This window comes from Thalassospira sp. MIT1004 (genome assembly GCF_001858545.1).
GTDB classification, from domain to species: domain Bacteria; phylum Pseudomonadota; class Alphaproteobacteria; order Rhodospirillales; family Thalassospiraceae; genus Thalassospira; species Thalassospira xiamenensis.
The window spans coordinates 36,226-56,895 of record NZ_MCAO01000044.1 but is presented as its reverse complement, the minus strand read 5'-3'; the positions used below and the strand labels follow the sequence as shown (position 1 = coordinate 56,895).

General features: G+C 55.0%; 18 protein-coding genes. 4 read left to right on the top strand and 14 right to left on the bottom strand.

Going from position 1 to position 20,670, the window contains the following annotated elements:
* Positions 1-34: 34 nt before the first annotated feature.
* From BC440_RS17725 to BC440_RS17710, 4 genes are all read left to right on the top strand, one after another.
* On the top strand, positions 35-994 hold the full coding sequence (locus BC440_RS17725; RefSeq protein WP_071240810.1) for a FecR domain-containing protein: 960 nt from the start codon (positions 35-37) through the stop codon (positions 992-994).
* A gap of 120 nt (positions 995-1,114) precedes the next feature.
* A complete protein-coding gene (locus tag BC440_RS17720; protein WP_071240809.1) occupies positions 1,115-3,550 on the top strand; it encodes a TonB-dependent receptor in 2,436 nt (811 codons plus the stop codon).
* A gap of 4 nt (positions 3,551-3,554) precedes the next feature.
* Positions 3,555-4,772, top strand: a complete 1,218-nt coding sequence (locus BC440_RS17715; protein WP_007089000.1) for an MFS transporter — start codon at positions 3,555-3,557, stop codon at positions 4,770-4,772.
* A 2-nt stretch (positions 4,773-4,774) separates the two neighbouring features.
* On the top strand, positions 4,775-5,911 hold the full coding sequence (locus BC440_RS17710; RefSeq protein ID WP_007088999.1) for an ABC transporter substrate-binding protein: 1,137 nt from the start codon (positions 4,775-4,777) through the stop codon (positions 5,909-5,911).
* A gap of 50 nt (positions 5,912-5,961) precedes the next feature.
* On the opposite strand, the gene BC440_RS17705 is transcribed toward BC440_RS17710, so the two are convergent.
* The 14 genes from BC440_RS17705 to BC440_RS17640 form a co-directional block, all read right to left on the bottom strand.
* A complete protein-coding gene (locus tag BC440_RS17705; RefSeq protein WP_071240808.1) occupies positions 5,962-7,746 on the bottom strand; it encodes an adenine deaminase in 1,785 nt (594 codons plus the stop codon).
* Positions 7,743-8,672, bottom strand: coding sequence for a nucleoside hydrolase (locus BC440_RS17700; RefSeq protein WP_071240807.1), 930 nt, complete (start codon positions 8,670-8,672; stop codon positions 7,743-7,745). The genes BC440_RS17705 and BC440_RS17700 overlap by 4 nt, the downstream gene beginning before the upstream one ends.
* Positions 8,672-9,706: an ABC transporter ATP-binding protein gene (locus BC440_RS17695; protein ID WP_071240806.1), complete on the bottom strand. Its 1,035-nt coding sequence runs from the start codon at positions 9,704-9,706 to the stop codon at positions 8,672-8,674. The genes BC440_RS17700 and BC440_RS17695 overlap by 1 nt, the downstream gene beginning before the upstream one ends.
* On the bottom strand, positions 9,699-10,478 hold the full coding sequence (locus BC440_RS17690; protein ID WP_071240805.1) for an ABC transporter permease: 780 nt from the start codon (positions 10,476-10,478) through the stop codon (positions 9,699-9,701). The genes BC440_RS17695 and BC440_RS17690 overlap by 8 nt, the downstream gene beginning before the upstream one ends.
* Positions 10,475-11,302 (bottom strand): ABC transporter permease, encoded by an 828-nt coding sequence (locus tag BC440_RS17685; RefSeq protein ID WP_037990615.1) that lies wholly within the window; start codon positions 11,300-11,302, stop codon positions 10,475-10,477. Before BC440_RS17685 ends, BC440_RS17690 begins: the two co-directional genes overlap by 4 nt.
* A gap of 109 nt (positions 11,303-11,411) precedes the next feature.
* Positions 11,412-12,437, bottom strand: a complete 1,026-nt coding sequence (locus BC440_RS17680) for an ABC transporter substrate-binding protein (RefSeq protein WP_223304980.1) — start codon at positions 12,435-12,437, stop codon at positions 11,412-11,414.
* Entirely contained in the window at positions 12,437-13,474 is a 1,038-nt protein-coding gene (locus tag BC440_RS17675) for a LacI family DNA-binding transcriptional regulator (protein ID WP_063095224.1), read from the bottom strand. Before BC440_RS17675 ends, BC440_RS17680 begins: the two co-directional genes overlap by 1 nt.
* 262 nt (positions 13,475-13,736) lie before the next feature.
* Entirely contained in the window at positions 13,737-14,981 is a 1,245-nt protein-coding gene (locus BC440_RS17670) for a HAMP domain-containing sensor histidine kinase (RefSeq protein WP_071240804.1), read from the bottom strand.
* A gap of 62 nt (positions 14,982-15,043) precedes the next feature.
* The gene (locus tag BC440_RS17665) at positions 15,044-15,706 is read right to left on the bottom strand and encodes a response regulator transcription factor (protein WP_202965967.1); all 663 of its coding nucleotides are present in this window, start codon (positions 15,704-15,706) and stop codon (positions 15,044-15,046) included.
* 93 nt (positions 15,707-15,799) lie between these two features.
* Entirely contained in the window at positions 15,800-16,393 is a 594-nt protein-coding gene (locus tag BC440_RS17660; protein ID WP_071240803.1) for a nucleotidyltransferase family protein, read from the bottom strand.
* Positions 16,390-17,385, bottom strand: coding sequence for an XdhC/CoxI family protein (locus BC440_RS17655; protein WP_071240802.1), 996 nt, complete (start codon positions 17,383-17,385; stop codon positions 16,390-16,392). Before BC440_RS17655 ends, BC440_RS17660 begins: the two co-directional genes overlap by 4 nt.
* A gap of 73 nt (positions 17,386-17,458) precedes the next feature.
* Positions 17,459-19,627 carry a xanthine dehydrogenase family protein molybdopterin-binding subunit gene (locus tag BC440_RS17650; RefSeq protein ID WP_071240801.1) on the bottom strand — a complete coding sequence of 723 codons (2,169 nt, stop codon included), beginning with the start codon at positions 19,625-19,627 and terminating at the stop codon, positions 17,459-17,461.
* Positions 19,628-19,630: 3 nt separating this feature from the next.
* Entirely contained in the window at positions 19,631-20,092 is a 462-nt protein-coding gene (locus BC440_RS17645; RefSeq protein ID WP_071240800.1) for a (2Fe-2S)-binding protein, read from the bottom strand.
* A gap of 96 nt (positions 20,093-20,188) precedes the next feature.
* On the bottom strand, positions 20,189-20,659 hold the full coding sequence (locus BC440_RS17640) for an Lrp/AsnC family transcriptional regulator (protein WP_063095214.1): 471 nt from the start codon (positions 20,657-20,659) through the stop codon (positions 20,189-20,191).
* Positions 20,660-20,670: the final 11 nt, after the last annotated feature.

Genomic DNA, 20,670 nt, shown 5'->3' with positions numbered 1-20,670 from the left:
GAACGCCAGATCATGACGGGCGAAACGGGAACCTATGCAAGGCGCTTTTGAACCGACTGAACAGCAAAAGGACGAAGCTGCACTCTGGCACGCAAGACGGGCAGGTGGTTCGCTGTCGGCTGAGCAGGAATACGAGTTCGAACAATGGCTGAATGCAGACCGCAATAACCGGCTGGCCTTCGATCAGATGCGCGTGCTTTGGGCCCGGATCGAGGAGCCGGCAAGACGTCTTTCTGAAACCCGAAGGAAGCCAGCACTTTCCGGTTTCCTCTCATGGTTCCGCCCGCGGCGCTCTTTTGCCGTCCTTGCGGGAATGGCATTTGTCGCGGGAGCGGTCTTTTTCCTTCATCCCGATTTCATCGATAACATCCAGGCCGATATCGTTACCGGTCAGTCAAATGTCACGGCGGTTGAATTGCCCGATGGTTCGGTTGTGCGGCTTGCGGCCAACAGTGCGTTATCGACCGACTTCAATGAAGGCCACCGGGAAATACAATTATTGCGGGGACAGGCATTTTTTGAAGTTGTCCACCGTAATGGCGATCCGTTCCGGGTGCGGACCGGCGATGCCACGGTACAGGTCGTTGGCACCCGATTCAATGTGGATCGCCTTTCACAACAGACTGTTGTGGTTGTCGAGGATGGGGCTGTTCGCGTATCAAGCGGGCTGAATGAAAACGGTGTTCTGCTGGGACCGGGGCAGCGGGTTATTGTCAATAACGGAACACTTTCGCCATCCGAAATCGGCGATGTCGGACTCGCACTATCCTGGATGAAGGGGCGGCTTAGTGTGCACAACATGTCCGTTTCAGAGCTGACCGCCCGGTTGGAAAACTTTGATGAAGGCCGCATCGTTGTGATTGGCGATGTAGGAACACGCAGCATTTCCGGTAGTTTCCCGACGACCGATATTCCCGGATCGCTTGAAACTGTTGCCGATGCGATTGGCGCAAAGGTCGTCAGAACCTCGCCCTGGTTGACTGTTGTTTACTGAGATTGCGAGAAATTCGCAAAAAATCATTCTCCGATGTGAGGACTCTTATTTCCCGTTCGTTTGTCCTTTTAGATGCAGGGGGGACCTGCCTGAAAGAAAAGACGTTTATGGAGCGGGAAGTTGGAATTCAAACAAGCAAGAACAAGAACATACTCTCTGATTTCGGCATTGCTGGTTTCAACGGCAATGGTCGTTCCAGCGACATCGGGGGCGCTGGCGGCAAATGTGCAGACCGAAATTGCACAGGCGACCTATTCATTTGATATTTCGGTTTCCTCCCTTGCCGAAGGGATTGCTGAAATCGGAGCCGCTTCGGGATGGCGGATTGCCTATACGATTGATCTGCCGTCTATCGATGGTGCGCGCGCAATCCGCGGCGATATGACGGTTCCCGCCGCGATAGATACATTGCTGCGCGGTACCGGGCTTTCCTATCGTGAAACCGGGGAAAATTCCCTGATCCTGATCGACCCTGCGGCGGAAGCCGGGCAAAGCGGTGCGGCGGTTGTTGATCCGATCCGCGTTGAAGCCAACAGCACGCAATCCGATCTGCCACCTGCCTATGCCGGTGGCCAGGTTGCGACCGGTGGCCGTCTTGGTATGCTGGGCAACACGGACATCATGGACGCGCCGGTCAGCATCACCAGTTACACCAGCGAAAAGATTGCCGATCAGCAGGCCCAGACGATTGCCGATGTCTTAAAGCATGATCCATCCGTTCGGTCACCAAACAGTAGTGGCGGGATGCTTGATACCTATCAAATCCGTGGTTTCAACATGAATACCGGCAACTCTGGCGAAGTTTCCTTCAATGGGGTTTACGGTGTTGCACCAACATATCGTGCGCAGACTGGTTATGCCGAGCGTATCGAAGTTCTCAAAGGCCCCGCTGCGCTTCTGGGGGGAATGGCACCTAATAGTGGTGTTGGTGGTACGATCAACATCGTTCCCAAACGTGCGGGAGACGAAGACCTGAACCGGGTCAGTACTGATTATGGATTTGGCGAGCAGGCAGGGGGTAACGTTGATTTCGGTCGTCGCTTTGGCAACGAGAATCAGGTGGGCGTCCGCTTCAATGGTGGCTACCACAATGGCGATACGTACCTTGATCATCAGGAACGGGAAGCGTCGTTAGGGGCGCTTGCCCTTGATTATCGTGGTGATGATTTCAGAGCAACACTTGACCTGATTGATCAACGTGAAAACCTGAATGCGCCATTCCGGGAATTTCTGGTGGATGGAGCTGTTACCTCAATGCCACATGCGCCAGATGGGAATAGAAACGTTGCTAATGAGTGGGAATGGTCCGAGGTAGCCGATCAGTCAGCTCTTCTTGGGGCCGAATATGACCTTACCGAAAAAATGACTTTGTTCGGTAGTTTCGGTGCCGGGAAAACCCAGGTCGAGCGTCTGTTCGGTTATCCTGAAATCCAGAACTCTGCCGGGGATACAACCGATACCGTTTCGTATGCCAAATTTCAAACCAAACGCTGGACCGCGGATGCGGGGGTTCGTGGGGAGTTTGAAACAGGTTTTGTCGGGCATCAGGCAACTTTGCAAGTCAGCCGTTATTCCGATGAATTTAGCCGGGGATTGCGGAACGGCGATGATACTCTGAATTCCAACATATATTCACCTGTTGCCAATCCGATGGATGCTGTCGTGGTTCCGGCGGGCCGCCCAAAACTCTCAGAAACCAATCTGAGCGGGATTGCCATCGCAGATACCCTGTCGATGTGGGATGATTTCCTGCAAGTGACAGTGGGCGCTCGTCATCAGCGTATTGATACGGACAACTTCAATGCCACGACCGGGGCGATAACTTCAAGTTATGACGATAGCGTCGTGACCCCGATGGTTGGTGTTGTCGTGAAACCAAACAATTCGCTGTCGGTCTATGCCAACTATCTTGAAGGGCTCAGCCGCGGCAGCATTGCACCAAATACAGCGACCAATGCCGGCGAAGCAATGGCACCATACGTTGCCAAGCAGATCGAGACAGGTGTGAAGCTTGATTACGGTAACTTCGGTGCTACGGCGGCGATATTCCAGATCACGAAACCATCGGGACAGTTGGTAAATAACGTTTACAATTCCGATGCAGAGCAGCGAAATCGTGGCATCGAGCTTGGTGTTTTCGGTGAAGTTATGCCCAATGTGCGGTTGCTTGGCGGCGTCATGTTCCTGGATGCGGAACTGACAAAAACCAATAGTGCGACAACAAAGGGAAATCAGGCTGTTGGTGCACCGGAAATGTCAATCAACCTGACGGCCGAGTGGGATACACCATTTGCGCAGGGGCTGACGCTAAGTGGCACGGTCAACCACGTTTCCGAGCAATATGTCAACACAACGAATACGTTGGATATCCCGGATTCTACGACGCTGGACTTGGGCCTCCGTTACAAAACAATCTTCGCAGAAACACCAGTTACCTTCCGGGCGACGATCCAGAATGTAACGGACGAGGACTATTGGGCGGGTGTCAACGAATTCAGCATGGTCTCTGTCGGAGCACCTCGTACGGCTCTGCTGTCTGTAACGGCTGATTTCTAGTCGGATGTCCGTTCGCTGGCAGATACATCTTCTGTTTATCATTCAGCTGGTTTCGATGGGCGCAATGGAGATGAGCGGGCCGTTCTGGCCCGTTCATTTGCATTCATTAAGCCATTCGGACGACCTGTTCACATTTGCCAGTATTGCGGTCTATGTCGGGCCGATGCTGGGCATCATGCTGACCAGCACGTTCTGGGGGCGGCTTGGGGATCGGTTCGGTCATAAGGCCATGATGATGCGAGCCCTTTTCGGGCTTGCGATTACCCAGCTTGCGCTCGCCTATGCCAATGACGTTTGGCTGATCCTGATGTTGCGGTTTTTGCAAGGGGCTTGTGCTGGGTATATTGCACCGGCACAGGCTTACGGTGTCAGTATCGAAAGTCCAGCAAGACGGGCAAAGCTGTTTGCCTATCTTCAGGTCTCAACCAATGTCGGCTCGCTTGGCGGTGCGTTGATTGGCGGTGTGATCCTTGATCATGCGGCTTTCTTCTGGATCAACTTTTCCGCGGCCATTCTTTGCACGATCTGTTTGATCTCGGTTTGGGTATTGCTGCCGGTTGTAAAGCCAAAAGGTACAAACCGTGATGCTGCCCCGGATGCAACGCCCGTCGCAAAGATCAGTATTTTGCGATCACCACAGATCATCTCCATTCTGACCATTCTCGGCATTTTGCTACTCGGCAGAATGGTAACCCAATCACCGTTTTCGATTTATGTGCTGAACATCTTTGATGTCGGGAACTGGGTCGTCGGTTTTTGCTATGGCCTGCTGGCACTTGGTTTTGTTGTTTCGGCATCCCTTTGGGCGCGCTATTTCGAAGGGCGTGCTGCGCGCGATATTCTGGGCGGCATGTGTCTGGTGATTGCCGGATGCGTGGTGGTGACGGGGCTTGCCGGTGCCACCCGGTCGATCTTTGTTTTTACCGCGATGTATTTTATCTGGGGTGTGTTGCTTGGTGCGACGACGCCGGTACTGACCGCCCTTGTGTCGCGGGCGGCGGGCGACCACCGCCAGGGTCACGTCCTTGGTCTTGCGCAAAGTACGGCGCAATTTGCCTCGATCGCGGGTATCGCTCTTGGTGGCTTGTTCAGTCAGGCCGCCGGACTTTCAAATATCTATTTCCTTGTCGGATTTGTTTACGCCATCGGGTTTGTCCTGACCGTTTTTGCGCGCGCGCGTGCAGACACGATTGCCCGACCATCAGAAATTCCCGGAGAATAATAATGATCGTAAAAACGATATCACGCCTGATCACAGCCGCCGCTTTAAGCCTGCTTTTTATTCAGACGGCCTTGGCCGAAATGATCACCGTCACCGACATTGCCGGACGCAAGGTCGAGGTCAATGCGCCGATCCAAAGGGCAGTCTTGGGTGAAGGGCGGCAGATTTATATCATCGCTGCTCTGGATCGTGAAAATCCGGCAAAACGGATTGTTGGCTGGCGCAAGGATCTGATCGAGGCCGACCCGGCTACTTATCAGGCCTATCTGGCGAAGTTCCCGGCATTTGGCGATATTCCGGCTTTTGCCGGGCTGGAACAAAGCCTGATTGATATCGAAACCACGATTGCGCAAAAGCCTGATGTCGTGTTCCTGAACCTTGAAACACAACAGGCCGTTGAAGAGGCGAACTATGTTGAGAAGCTTGGTGCGCTTGGCATTCCGGTGATCTATGTCGATTTCCGGCATGATCCGGAACACAATACCGAGCCATCAATCAGGCTGTTTGGCAAACTGTTCGATCAGGAAGCCCGCGCAGAAGAGTTCATCACATTCCGCGCCGCCGAAATTGCCCGCGTGACCGATAAACTGGCGGAAACCAATCCGGCGCGCCCCAAGGTCTTCATCGACCGGGCTGCCGGTTTTTACGAGGATTGCTGCCATTCGTTTGGCGACGGCAATTTCGGTGCGATGGTCGAAATGGCGGGGGGCGACAATATCGCGAAGGACCTGATCCCGGGAACATTCGGGCAAATCAATGCCGAACAGGTTCTGGTTTCAAGTCCCGATCATGTGATTGTCACCAGTGCCGAGTGGGATGCCTATGTCCCGGGCGGGAAATGGGTGCCGGTCGGGCCGGGGGCGGATGCGCAACTGGTTGAGAAGAAGCTGGAATATTATCCGGCACGTTCGGCCTATCTTGGAATTGCGGCGCAAAAAACGCATGCATTCCATGCTGTCTGGCACCAATTTTATAATAGCCCCTATCAGTTCGTCGCGATCCAGCAGATGGCAAAATGGTTCCATCCGGATCTGTTTGCCGATCTTGATCCCGATGAAACGTTCCGCCAACTGCATGACCGCTTCCTGCCAATCGATTATCAGCCGGGTTATTTTGCGTCACTGGACGCGGCGAAGTAATAGGCGATTCCCCGCGATAACATGATGGATATCGCGGGGTATTTGGCGATCTATAAGCCTTCGAGAACCGGCGTGGTCAGAAGTTGACCGGTGGTAACATCGCCGATCCCGCGGTCGGTTTGGTGCGGGCCGGGATTGCAGGCCAACGTTGCGCCGAACAGGGCCTTGAAAACCAGATAGGGCGGTTGCCAGTCGACAATCGCATCCGTGGCGGTTCGGATATCGGCAAATTGCTGCGCAACATGATCCATCGGTGCGTCCGAAACCAGCCCGCAAAGCGGCAGGGGAAGAAGCGCATCAAGCTTACCGTTTGATGCCACGGCCATACCGCCACCGGCACGGATGACGGCATTGGCCGCCACCATCATGTCGCGCGGGTTGCCACCAAACACCGTAACGTTGTGGCTGTCATGCGAGACGGTGGTGCAAACAGCACCTTTCCAGTCACCCCATCCGGTCAGGAAGCCGACGCGTGGTTTGCTGTCCGCCTTTCCGTGGCGATGGGCAACCGCGATCATGGTCGTGCCCGAAGGTGGCACAACATAGCCGTCTTTTACATCGGTGTCAGCCGTCGCCCAGCGGGTAAAGCGCGGTCGGTCGATGATGGCAATCCGGACGCGATCCCCGGACGCAGGCACGCGAAAATCATCAATGCTCAGGACATCCATCTTCATTGTGTCCGAAAGGGGGGCGGGATCAATCGAAACGGCTTTCGCCGTCATTTCACCGGCCTCGGAAACAGTCTCGCCATTTGCGATGACATGGCGCGCCTGAAAATCGGTCAGGTCGTCAAAGACGACAATATCGGCACGCCGCCCGGCCGCAATAAGACCAAGATCGGAACGGCCAAGGCGCATCGCAGCATTCAGGGTTGCCGCCCGCAACGCCCATTCCGGTTTCATGCCATAACGGACCAGGCGACGCACCACATCATCAAGCCCGCCAGCATTGAACAGGTCGTCGGGGAAGACGTCATCGGTACAAAGCGTGACGGTTTGTGGCAGGAAACCCAATTCATTAAGCGTTTCGACAAAACCCGGCAGCAGATGGTCGTGCGATCCGCGCATTTCAATCGCAAGACCGGCACGCAGTTTTGCCATCAGATCATCGTTTGAAACCAGTTCATGATCAGAACTGACCCCGGCCGTCATAAAGGCGGCAAGATCAGGTCCTTCAAGGCCGCGTGCATGACCGCAGACAAGTTTCCCCGATGCAAGCCCAGCCTGCATGATATTGGTCATGCGCGGATCGCGATCAATCACACCGCGCATATTCATGACTTCGGCAACCCCGGCGATTTCGGGCCAGGACAGCATTTCAGCCATGGCATCACCGTCAAAATCAGCACCGGACATTTCAAGGCCGGGGGCGGCGGGAACGCAGGACGGTGCCAGAACAAGTACGCGCAATGGCAGGTCACGTGTTGCATCAATCGCCCAGCGGACACCATCAAGCCCCCGCACATTGCCAAATTCATGCGGATCCCAGACGATTGTGGTGACGCCGCGGGCAACGACCGTTTCGGCATAGATCGCCGGTGTGACCATCGAGCTTTCGATATGCATGTGTGTATCGATCAGGCCGGGGCTGACATAACCGCCCCGGGCGCTGATGATTTTGCGGGCGTCGCTTCTGGTTGCCGGTTCATGGACGCTTGCGATCATTGGCCCTATCAGGCCAATATCGGCCTTGCGAATTTCACCGGTCACCATATCGACGAGCTTGCCACCGGTAATCAGGATATCGAACGGTTCATCGCCGCGTGCGGCGGCGATGGCACGTGTGCGCAATTTATGGCAGGTCAGATCACCGGGTTCTGTCGTGCGGTTATTCATTTCGCTGCTTCCGCCTTGAGGGCTGAAAAGATCAGGTCGCGCGCGCGTTTTGTGTCAACAGAAACGGCATATTGCGCGTTTTTGATCGCGGTCGGGTGTGGGTCAACAATGGTTTGCCCACGCGAAGGGCCGTGGCTGGTATCAATTTCGATATGTGCATCGGCAAAGCTGATCGCATCCTGATCAATTACCGCGACCGACGCGCAAGGATCGAAAATCGCCATCGCATCGCGCCCGCGTGATAGGGCAATATTGATATATCCTTCGGTCAGGTCCGCCAGAAGACCGGCATTTTTTCCGCCAGCATTGCGGATGGGTGTCACATCATTCGGGATGGCCTGTACCTGCCGACAGAGACCAAGATCAACCATGCGCAGGGGCACCTGATGGGACAGGGTAATGGCAACAGCTTCGGGGTCGGCAAAGGCATTATATTCGGCGAGTGCGGTGTGATTGCCGCGCGTTACGGCACCCCCCATCCATGTCACACGGTCGATTTTGCGCGCCAGATCAGGCCGGGCCAGAACCAGGGATGCAATATTGCCAAGCGGGCCAAGGGCCAGAATATGGCGTTCATCATCCGGTCCGGATTTGCCTTCAAGCCAGTTGCAAAGACCGTCGAACGCGCTGCTTTCGGCAATCGGACGGCAATCGGGCAGGTGTGCGCCGCTTGATTGCATGCCAAGGGGGCCAAGAATCCGTTCGGCGGTTTCAAGTCCGCCCATAACCGCCGTTTCCCGACCGGTATAGATTTTGAAACCCCAGCCAAACTGGCGTGCGGCACTGGCTGTATTGATCCGCACGCGTTCAAGCGGGGAATTCCCGGCAATCAGGGACATTCCGTCGATCTGCTTTCCGGCATGGATAACAATCAGCACCGCGGCCAGATCGTCAAAGCCCATATCGGTGTCGATCCAAAGTCCCATCAAAGGCTCCCGACGCGCGATAGGGGTGCGGCCTGCGATACAGGCAGATCGAATTTCAGGACAGAACCGAATTCATGGGCCGGAAGGCTGGCATCGCATTCCGCCTTGATCGGGCCAAGTGGGGTATCAAGCAGGTATTCCCGTGTGCCCCCGGCAAATGACGTACCGCGTATCGTGCCTTCGAACGGTCCGCTGCCAAGGGAGACCATCGACGGTCGCCAGGCAAGGCCTTTGGTATCAAGCGGGGGCGTGCCCGAAAGTTCGACAGTTCCGGTTGCGGTTTTGAGTTTGCGGTCTTCAAGCGCGAAGACATTTTCAAACCCGACAAAGTCCGCAACAAAATCGGAAACCGGGCGGTTATAGATATCTTCGGGCGTGCCAATCTGTTCGATATGACCATCAAGCATCACGATAATCCGGTCGGCCATGGCAAGGGCTTCGACCTGATCGTGAGTAACAAAGATCATCGTGACACCGCTTTCCTTTTGCACACGCTGTAATTCGGTGCGCATTTCAAGGCGGAGCCGTGCATCAAGGTTTGAGAGCGGTTCGTCAAGCAACAGCACCTTGGGTTCCATAACCATCGAACGTGCGAGCGAAACGCGCTGCTGCTGGCCGCCGGAAAGCTCGGCCGGTTTACGTGTCGCGAATTTGGACAGGCCGACAGTCCGAAGGCCTTCCTGCACCTTGTCGTCCAGTTCCTTGCCGCGAACACCCATCAGCTTCAGGCCAAAGGCGACGTTTTCATAGACATTAAGGTGCGGGAACAGGGCATAGGACTGGAACACCAGCCCGACCGGCCGTTTGTTGGCGGGGGTTCGGGTGATATCGATATTATCAAGGATGATCTTGCCCGATGACGGCTCCATCAACCCGGCAATTGCGCGCATGGTTGTGGTTTTGCCACAACCCGACGGGCCAAGCAGGGCAACCAGTTCACCCTTGCCGATATCAAGATCCATTTCCGGCACAGCAACATTTTTGCCGTAGGACAGGGTCAGTTTTTCAAGGCAGAGAAATCGGGCATCAGACATAGCGGGAAAATCCTAGGAAACGTTCGGCCAGAAAGACAATGCCCAGCGACATGAAGGCCAGCAGCGCGGACAGGGCTGCGACAGACGGGTCATAGGTGATTTCCATATAGGCGAGCATGTCGATCGGAAGGGTTCGGATACCGGGCCCAGATAAAAACAGGGAAACCGGCACCTGATTGAAGCTGGTGACAAAACCAAGAATGAAAGCGGCGAGAATACCGCCACGGATATTAGGCATCACCACGCGGAAAAAGGCGCCAATCCGCGATGACCCCAAAAGCACGGCGGCTTCTTCGATGTCAGATCGCAAATTGTTCAGGCTGGCCGACACCACGCGCACCGCATAGGGCAGGATCAGTGCGGTATGCGCCAGAAACAGCGCAAACAGAATGCCGAAATTGAAAGGTACAACGAAATAACGCAGCAGTGCCAAACCGACGATGATACCCGGCACAATGATCGGCGACGATACGATGGTCCGGATGGTTTCCGCACCGGGGACCTTGTAGCGCGACAGCGCATAACTTGCCGGAATGCCAAGGATCAGGGCGGCAAGCGTGCCGCCGATGGCAAGAAACATCGAGATGCCGAAACTCGCACGGAAGCTTTCGACTTCGAAGACTTTCAGCACCCAGCGCAGGGACAGCCCCTGTGGGGGGAAGGCAAGCGTTTCACCAGCCGACAGCGATGCCGCGATAATGATCAGGAACGGACCAATCAGAAAGGCCAGTACCAGCAAAAGAATGATCGGGGAAAACAGCTTGTTGGTCATCGCTTGTTCCTCGCGGTGGCAAGGCGTTTGAGCAGAAGGTTGGCCGCAAATGCCATAACGATCAGGATCAGGGCGATCACACTGGCTGATACGAAATCATTGGCCACTGTCACGCGCTGATACAGCAGGGTTTCAAGCATCAGGACCTTGGACCCGCCGAGAATGGCCGGGGTGATATAGGCGGTCATGGATCCGGTAAAGACCAGCGTACCACCGATCACAAGGCCTTCTTTGGTTAGCGGCAGGATGACTTTGGTGAAAACCTGTAACCAGTTGGCACCAAGAACACGTGCGGCTGGCACCGCATCGCGCGGCATGTTTTCAAGCGCACTGATCAGTGAAATGATCATGAGTGGCAGGAACAGTTGCAGCAAGCCGATGAAAACTGCGGTTTCGGTGAACAGGAAGCGGATCGGTTCATCCGATAGCCCGACGGCAACCAGTGCCTTGTTCACAAATCCGGTCCGGCCAAGGATCACCAGCCACGCATAGGTCCGGGCCACCGGTGAAATCATCAGCGGCAACACAACAAGCCCGGTGATCCGGCCCTTGCCCTTTGGCGGCAGGTTCACGATTGCAAAGGCCGCAGCATAGCCGATGACGGCCGAGGCGGCCGTGACCAGCGCTGCCAGTTTAAGCGTGCGCAAAAAGACGGTCTGATTAAGCGACTGGGAAAAGAAATCGATATAGGCCTGTATCGTCCAGCTATCGCCCGATCGAAAACCTTCGGACAGAAGAATCAGAACCGGGGCCAGAAAGACCACAGCGGCAAAGATCGCGGCAGGGAGGACCAGCGCAAAGGCTTCGGCCCGGTTCTGAAACATCTCGGCAACCTTGTCTTAGGTTAAAGTCAATAAGTGATGGCGCGAGCAAGGCCCGCCGGATCGGGGCAAATGGGAGGAGGCCCCGATCCGATAATGATCATGGTGGCGATTACTGGCCGACCTTGTTGTTCCATTCCGACAGCCAGGTTTCCTGATTGTCGATGGCAACCTGTGACGGGATCAGATGCAGATTGGCAACGGTATCTGCCCCATAGGTCAGGTTTTCGGCAATCTCGTCGGAAACCTTGGCATCCTTGTTGGCCGGACTGTCGACAAGGTTTTCCGCCAATGCCGTCTGGATTTCGGTCGAAAGCCAGAAATCCATGAATTCAAGTGCAAGATCGCGGTTCTTGCTGCCTTTGGTCAGGACCATGACATTCATGCCGCCGGACTGGCCTTCTTTCGGGGTTGCCCATTTGATCGGCAAATCCATTTTCGAGAAGCCGGACCATGCAAAACGCCCGATGGGTGCGGCCCAGATTTCTTCCTGCTGCATCAACTGCACCAGTTGGGAAGAACGGACATAGAAGGTGACGATCTCGTCCTTCTTTTCGCCAACGGCGGCAATCGGGGTTTTGAGCGACGGGTCTTCATCGCCAAGGGCCTTGCCGAGCATATAAAGCGTCAGCGGACCCTGTGTGGTGGTGACGTTCGGAAGGGCAACATGATCGACGACATCATCGGCCAGAAGGTCTGACCAGCTTTCGACTGTCATCTTGTCAGAACGATAGGCAATCGAGCTGGCATAGAAGGTGTAACCGATGCTCATGCCATCACCATTCGGGTCTTTGGCAATGTCATAAAGCTTGTCAAAGTTCGACAGTTTTGATGTATCGACCTTGTCGGTCAGGCCATCCTTGGCAGCAGCCAGTGCATCGCGCATGGAAATAACCGCAAGGTCGATGACCGGATCGGCTTTGTTGGCTTCGATTTTGGCAAGACGTTCGACCGAATTGCCGGTTTCAACAACCAGTTCGCAACCGCATTTTTCTTCGAACGGGTCATACAGGATTTTCTTGAATTCATCCTGTGCAAAACCATAGACCGAAATGGTCAGGGTCTTTTCCTGAGCCTTTGCCGCACTTAAGGACAGCAAAAGGGCAGCAGAAGCCATAAGCAGTTTTTTCATCGGCATCACAGCGTTTCTCCGGTTGGGAAGGGTGCGTCAGGGGAAACCGCCGGTCCGCTTGACGCGCGGACCATCAGTTCCATCGAAACCTTGGATATGTCGGCATTGACGGTACGTTTTAACGTCTTGCCGGTTGGGGCAGTGGATTTGGCCTGCTCGATTTCGCACACAAGGGCGGCAATCGCCAATTCGGCAATTCGGGCCATATCCATATGCACCGTGGTCAACGAAGGGGTCACCACGGGCGAGAAAATAAGATCGTCAAAGCCGGTCACGCTGACCTGTTGCGGGACCTTGATCCCGGCGGTCTGCAATTCGGTCAGAACGCGAAGGGCGTGCAAATCCGAAACGGCTGCAATTGCTGTGACCCCGTTTTGAACGTGGTCAATCAGGCCAAGCGATGCCCCTTCGCCACGTTCGCGCATCAATGTTTCAAGCCAGATCGTCGTATGACGGATATTGCGGCCAAATGCCGATTTCATGCCGCCGATGCGGTCATTTTGTACATTCGATGCCGGATCATGCCCGATCAGAAGAAAGTTCTTATGACCCAGATCGACCAGATGACGCGCGACCTTGGCCCCGCCTTCCCAATGGTCCGCCGAAACGGTGTTGCCCGGTGTCGACGGGGTATCGACCATTGCAACAGGGCATCCAACATCGCCGATCCGTGTGCCACGACGCGGAATGACGACCAAGCCATCAACGCCACGTTCGATCAGGCGACTGATGGCCTGTGTCTGGGTGGTGACATTGCCACGCGAGTCCGCAATCAGAACCCCGTAACCGGCATTTGACGCAGCCGTTTCCATCGCCTGCGCGATTTGCGGGAACAGCGGGTTGGAAATATCGGGAAGGACAAGGCCCAGAACATTTGATCGACCCGTGCGCAGTGCCCGGCCCGCATTGCTGGGGACATAACCAAGTTCGTCGGCTTTTTTGCGGATTTTATCGACCAGATCGGCCGATACCCGGCCCTTTCCCGACAGCGCGTTCGATACGGTTGCCGAAGACACCCCAAGGGCGTCGGCAATCATGCTCATATTCGGTCCGGAACGCGGTGAAGCCACTTAATACCCCCGTCAAACATCCAAAAGATGTGATCTGGCATCATTGATTAGCTGGTTAATCGATTAATCATACGCTACCGGACTCTTTTTGAAGAGTCGAGGGTAAATTTATACAATATCCTGTCCGCCGCGTTCTGCGCGGACTTGTTGTTCGTCGATTTTGAAGTTGTTCAGGAAATAGCTGCTCTATAACGGCATTTCTTTTCCATACCGGGTCCTGGCGTGCCGTGGGGCCTCAGTTGTGGTTGCTGACTGTGAAGATTGCGCGCATGCCGCCCGCGGCAAGGAAGGTTGTATCGCAATGCCAGTTGCAGCGTTCGCAAATCCGGCGCACCAGATGCAGGCCGATGCCTTCGCCCTGATCGCGGACATAATCGCCGGCACAGGTCATCAGGTTGTTTTCGACAATCAGTCTGTTGGCTTCAAGCCGGACCGTAACCCGCCCCTTGGGCGTGTGTTCGAACGCATTGCGGATCAGGTTGGATACGACAATCATCAGGGCGGCAGGTGATGCTGTGATCGCGCCGCTTTCATCATCGGCACTGAATTCGCATGTCAGGTTCTTGCCGTCTGTCAGATAGGCAAGATCGACGATGGCTTCGCGCACGAAGGCCGGATAGTCGATCTTTTCCTGGATACCGTTCGGTGTTGCTTCGCGCCCCAGCCAAAGCAGGGTTTCAATCAATTGCTGCATGTTGCGGTTGGCGCGTTTGATGCGCGCGGCCAGCCGGACCTGAATTTCGTTTAACGGTGTTTTATCGAGCAATTCGACATTGCCGCTGACGATGGTGACGGGTGTTCGCAATTCATGGCTGGCCTGACGCAGGAATTCGCGTTCACGTGTCACGAACTTATCGACCCTGACCAATGACTGATGCAGTTCCTTGGCCACATCATTCAGTTCGGTAAAGCCGAAATCGGGGACCGGTTGATCGAGATTTTCCGTCGACAGGGTTTTAGCCCAGCTTTGCAGGTTTTCCGATGGCTGCGTCATGCGTTTGCCGATCAGCCAAAGCACATAGGCAAATATCGCAACAACACCAAGCGCAAACGGAATGGAAAGAAGGGCCAGTTTGTGCAATCGCGAAAAATAGACGCTGTCCTCATCACCCGCGTGATAGGTCTGCAGCAGCAGGATTTGCGTGCCGTTGGCAAGAATATGGGGAAACACCAGAAAGACCGGATTGTCGGGGTCTTTTTGCGCGGCATATTTATCGGTGTTCAGGTAGTAAAGCTCGCCCGGGTCGATATCGTTGGGCTTGTACCGGTCGCGCAGCAGTTCCGGCAAAGCGTCATAATCCGTGAAGGTCTGGATGTTAAAGCCGTTGGGAAGCGGGATCGTTGGGTCTTTCGCGCGCATTTCATCATATTGTTCCGCGATGGTTTGCAACTGGAAACTCGCAACCATCCACTTGCCATACAGCATGTAGAAATTAACCACACCGGTATAGATCACCAGCGTAATGACAAGTGCCAGCAAAACGTAGTTCCGTACAAAGCGGGAAAAGGTTTTCTGGATCGGTGCGCAGGAATGCATTGATTCTACTCGCGAAGGGCCACGCCTTGGCCGGCGACGGTATGGATTAAATTCTGATCAAACGGTTTGTCGATGCGCATCCGTAATTTGTAAAGATGTGTCTTGAGCGCATTGGTATCTGGCGGGTCTCCCTGCCACAGCGCCATCGACAGTCGTGATCGTGTCACAACATGCGGGCTGTTTTGCGCGAGAACTTCCAGAATGGTCCAGCTTGTTGGCGAAAGACTGATTGCCTGCCCGGACCGTGCGACATGCCTGTTTTCAAAATCAACAATCAGATCGCCAAGTGAAAACCGCCGGATTTCACCACTGCGGCGGCGCGACAGAACCCTTGTGCGCATCAGCAGTTCTTCAAGCGCAAAGGGTTTGACCAGATAGTCATCGGCCCCGGCACCGAAACCTTCAAGCTTGTCGGCAAGTGTATCGCGCGCCGTCAGCATCAGAACCGGGGTGTCGATCCCTTCGTTGCGCAATGCATTGCAGATGCTGATGCCATCGCGAAACGGCAGCATGATATCAAGTAATATCACATCATATTCGCCGGTAAGTGCGCGCTGAAAACCCGTTTCACCGTCAAAGGCATGATCGCATTCGATGCCTTCTATCGTCAGGTAGTCGCTGATTGTTCCGGCAATATCCATGTTGTCCTCGACCAGAAGGACCATGATGTTGGCGGTTGATTTCATAAATGCGCGGTTCCGGTTGCGGCGTTTTTCGCCAGATGCTGAAGATATCCAGATTGCCCTAAAAGCGTTCGCAGGTCAGCTTGCTTCGAAAAGCTGGCTGGAAAACAGTTTCAGATCTTCCGGGGTATCGATATCGAATTCTGCATTCGGGATTGCAATCGCACTGATATTGTAACTGCTGTTATTAAGCACCTGTTGTGCACCGCGCGCGCCACCCATCATGGAAAGTTCCGGAAAATAGGCGGCGGGAAACAGGGCTGGAACGCCGTTCATATCCTTGTAGCGCGATGCAATGATGTGGCTTCCGTCAAAGGCATTGAGAAGTTTCTGATAGTCGCTGCCGGTCAAGCCGACCTGATCACCAAGGGCGATCAGAACACCGTCATACTTACCAGCCGCACAAATTCCGGCAATCCCGGCTGCAATCGACGATCCCATGCCGGAATGCCAGTTATCGTTGGTGATGGTTTTTGCCCGATTGCCGATCACCGAGAGGATTTCATCGCGATAGGCACCCAGCACGACATAAAGGTCATCTTCGAAGATCGGGCGAAGCTGATCAATTGCGTGTTCAAGCATCGGCTTGCCATCAATATCGGCAAGCTGTTTGCGTCCGCCAAATCGTGTGCTTTCACCCGCAGCAAGGATAAGACCGGCAATTTTCATCATTCTGCCGCCTGTGCCAGTGCTGGGGCGGCGCAATGTTTGTAAAGTGCCGCGTGAATGCCCGATAACATCGAAAGTGCTATGCTTTCAGGCAGTTGCCCGCCGATATCAATCCCGGCCGGGCTTGCGACCGGGAAGGGAAGGGCAGGTTCGCCAAGGTCCGCACGTTCAAGAACGTCGGCGAAACGATGGCGCGGACCGAGCATCGAAACATGACGCAGCTGGCTGGATTTCAGAATTTGAAGCGCCTTGGCATCGATATCAATGCTGTGTGACATCAGGATTGCGGCATCAACACGATGTTGCGCAACATAATCAACAAGGCTCGCGTTCATCTGACGCAGGATCGCGTCTGCCTTTGGAAAGTGTTCCGGGCGGGCATTTGCGGGGCGCGGATCAACCAATGTGGTTTTCCAACCCATTTCATGCGCGATGGAAACCACAGGCCGGGCATCCAGTCCGCCACCGACGATCAGGATATGCGGTTCGGGTACAATCGGGGTGACAAGCCAGTCACCATCAATGCGGTCCTCGACATAGGCGGTGCGTTGACCGGTGTGGTCGGCGCGTTTGAAATATCCGCGTGTGTCGCCGATTTTCTGGAAATACAGACCGCTTTGGCGCACTGCCAAAGCATCGCAAAGGTCGGAAAGCCCAAGGTCGTTTGCGGGGTCAAGCGGTTGCAGCATGATAAATACCTTGCCGCCGCAGCCGACACCCAGCCGGAAGGACAGATCGTCTTCGTCATTGCCGTCATAAACCAGCATGACTGTTTTGCCGGTTACCATGGCACGTCGGGCATTGCGGATGATGTCGGCTTCAAGGCAGCCGCCGCTAAGCAGCCCGAATTGTTGCCCGTGCCCGTTGATCAGCATCATTGCCCCGGCCTTGCGATAGGCCGAACCCTCGGTGCGATAAACCGTACCCAGAACCCATTCGGTATCTGTTTTGCCTTCCTGCCAGGCGCCTAGCATGGCCGATAACTGGTTACTCATGATCTGCTCCCGCAAAAGGGACTGCCCGGGGAATGGGTGGGGGACCCGAAAGTGATCCCCCGGGCAGCATGCCTTACACGAAGTCGAAACCGGCTTTGGTCATCGGAAGATCCGTGATCCGTTTTCCGGTTTTGGCAAAAATGGCGTTGGCAACGGCCGGGGCGGTCGGGGGGACGCCCGGTTCACCAACGCCCGTAGGGGCATTGTTCGATTGAACAATCGCCACTTCGATAGCAGGCATTTCGGCATTTCGAAGCAGTTCATAGTCCGGGAAGTTGGACTGGTCGACTTCACCATCGGTCAGGGTGATTTCGTTGCGGAAGGCAGCACATAATGCATAGCCCGCACCACCTTCCATCTGTGCCCGGATGACATCGGGGTTAACAGCTACCCCGCATTCAACCGCCATGAACAGTTTGTTCACATGCACACTGGTGTCTTCGACCGTGACGTCAGCAACAACCGCAACGCAGGTATTGAACGAAATATGTGCGGCAAAACCGCGTTTGTCGCCCTTTTCCCATCCGGATATTTCGCGGACAAGCTTGATGGCCTCGATCATGCGGGCCTGATTGGCACCGGCCGGATCAAGCATCGCAAGGCGCATTTCAATGGGGTCCTGCCCGGTTTCGGTTGCGAGCATATCCATCAGTGTTTCCATGACATATCCGGTGTGGGTATGTCCCACCGAACGCCACCACAATATGGGGGTCGGGGTCTGGAAATCGCTTAATCCGATGCCATGATTGGGGATGGTATAAAGACTTTCGGTGACACCTTCGACCGAGGTCGGATCGATGCCATCTTGTACCATGCCTTCCATCGGGCCGCCCTTCATGATGGATTTGACGGCCAACCGGTGATCCCAGCCAACAATCTTGCCATCGCTATCCAGACCGATTTTTGCCCGGTGTGCCGCCATCGGGCGGTAATAGCCACCGCGAATATCGTCTTCGCGGCTCCAGACCAGTTTGACCGGGACTTTGCGACCTGAAACGGCAAAGGCCATTGCGGCTTCGACATTATAGTCGGAGGCGCCGTTGGCGCGACGACCGAACGAACCACCGGCATAAAGGGTTCTGATCTCGACCTGTGATGGTTCCAGCCCAAGGGCGGCTGCGACCATCGGCCGGGTCAGGGTCGGGAACTGGCAGCCATCATGGAGGCGAACGCCATTTTCGGTCGGCTCGATGATGCAGTTTTCCGGTTCCAGCGGGGCGTGAGCCAGGAAGGGGAAGGTGAATTCTGCATCGATAGTTTTGCTGGCATTGGCCAGAAGCGGTTCAACGGATGCCAGCGGGACTTCATGGTTGGCGTCAAACTGCGGCGCATCAAGCAGTGCCTTATGATCGGCAATCATGGCATCCGTGCTGCGTGTTTCGGCCTGACTGAAATCCCATTCAACCGACAGGGCATCGCGTGCCTGAAAGGCCGACCAGGTATTTTTGCCAAAGGCCACAACCCCCGCCTTGTTTGGCAGAACCTGTGCGGCAATAAAACCTGCAACGTCTTTGGCACCGCTGTCATCAAACGAAACGACGGTGCCGCCGAACTTTGGACTGCGCATGATCGCGGCATAGATCATGCCCGGCAGATTGACATCCATGGCAAACATTGCCGTGCCGTTAATTTTGCCGGAATTGTCCTTGCGGTGGAGTTTTTCGCTGCCGATCAGTTTGAACTGATCCGGTGTTTTGATGGTTGGCTTTTCCACGGCTTCAAGGGTTGATGCAATCGCAACAAATTCCCCGAAGTGGCCGGAATTGCCACCGGATTTCAGCATGCCATTTTCAACGGTGATGCTGCTGGCATCGACACCCCAGCTTTGAGCAGCCGCACGGACCATAAGATCGCGCGCAGCAGCACCAGCTTCGCGGTATTGCATGAAGGAATTGGCGATGGATGTTGAGCCACCGGTTCCCTGCGCATGGAAAAACAAATTGGCATAACGTTCATTATCGGCAGGGGCGAAGGCGGTCTGAACCGTGTCCCAGTCAGCGTCGAGTTCCTCGGCCACCAGAGTGGTCAGGCCGGTTGTCGTGCCCTGGCCCATTTCGAAATGTTTGATAATGACGGTGACGGTGCCGTCCGCATCGATTTTGACAAACGGGTTAAGGTCGGTTGCCGCAGCCACACTGCCGCCCGAGGCAAGAGCACCTTTGGCATTGACGCCGACCAGTAGGGCAGCGGTACCGGCGGCTGATCCGATCATGAAGCCGCGACGTGATACATTGATTGTCATGACTTATGCCTCCAGCTTTTCAGACGCCAGTTTGATGGCTTCGTTGATGCGTACATAGGTCACACAACGACACGCATTGCCGTACATGTATTCCTTGATTTCATCATCCGTCGGTTTCGGGTTTTCAGTCAGAAGGCCGATGGCCGACATGATCTGTCCGGATTGGCACCAGCCACATTGCACAACGTCCTTTTCCTGCCATGCGGCCTGAACGGCTTGGGCGATTTTATTGGTTGCGCCTTCGATGGTGGTGATTTCGCTGTCGACAGCGTCTTCAATGAAAGTCTGGCAGGAACGGGTTGGGTACCCATCGATATGAACGGTGCACGCGCCGCAATAGGCAACGCCACATCCGAATTTGGTGCCGGTAAGTTCCAGACCGTCACGCAGAACCCATAATAGCGGGGTGCCGGGTTCTGCTTCGACGGTGCGGGATTCTCCGTTTATTTTCAGCTGATACTGCATGGCCGCCTCATCTCTCTCGATAAACTGTGATTTATCTTCGGATGAGTTGGGGTAACCGATGGGTAAACGCCCCTGAGGAGCGGCCTGCCATCGGGCTTATTGCGGATTGACGGCCAGTCCCTCAAAGTCCTTGAGCACGTTTAGCACAATCGAGGTTTTGACATGCTGCACGGAATCGTGCGGCAGCAAAACCTCGTTTACGAAATGCGAAAGGGCGGCAAGGTCTTTGGTTACGACCTTCAGGTGATAATCCATTTCCCCGGTCAGGGAATAGGCTTCCAGTACTTCGGGAAGGTCTGCGAGCAATTCGGCAAACCGTTTGGCATTGTCGCGATTATGGGTGGCCAGGGTTACGGAAATCACCACCATCAGGCCAAGACCCATTTTTTGCCGGTCAATATCGGCGCGGTATCCGCGAATGAAACCTTCGGCCTCAAGCCGGGCGCGGCGGCGCGAACATTGCGATGGCGATAGGGCGATCCGTTCTGACAGATCATTGTTGGTCAGGCGTCCGTCGCGCTGCAATTCGGCAAGCAGTTTCAGATCAAGTTTATCAAGTTGCGTCATTCATGCACCAT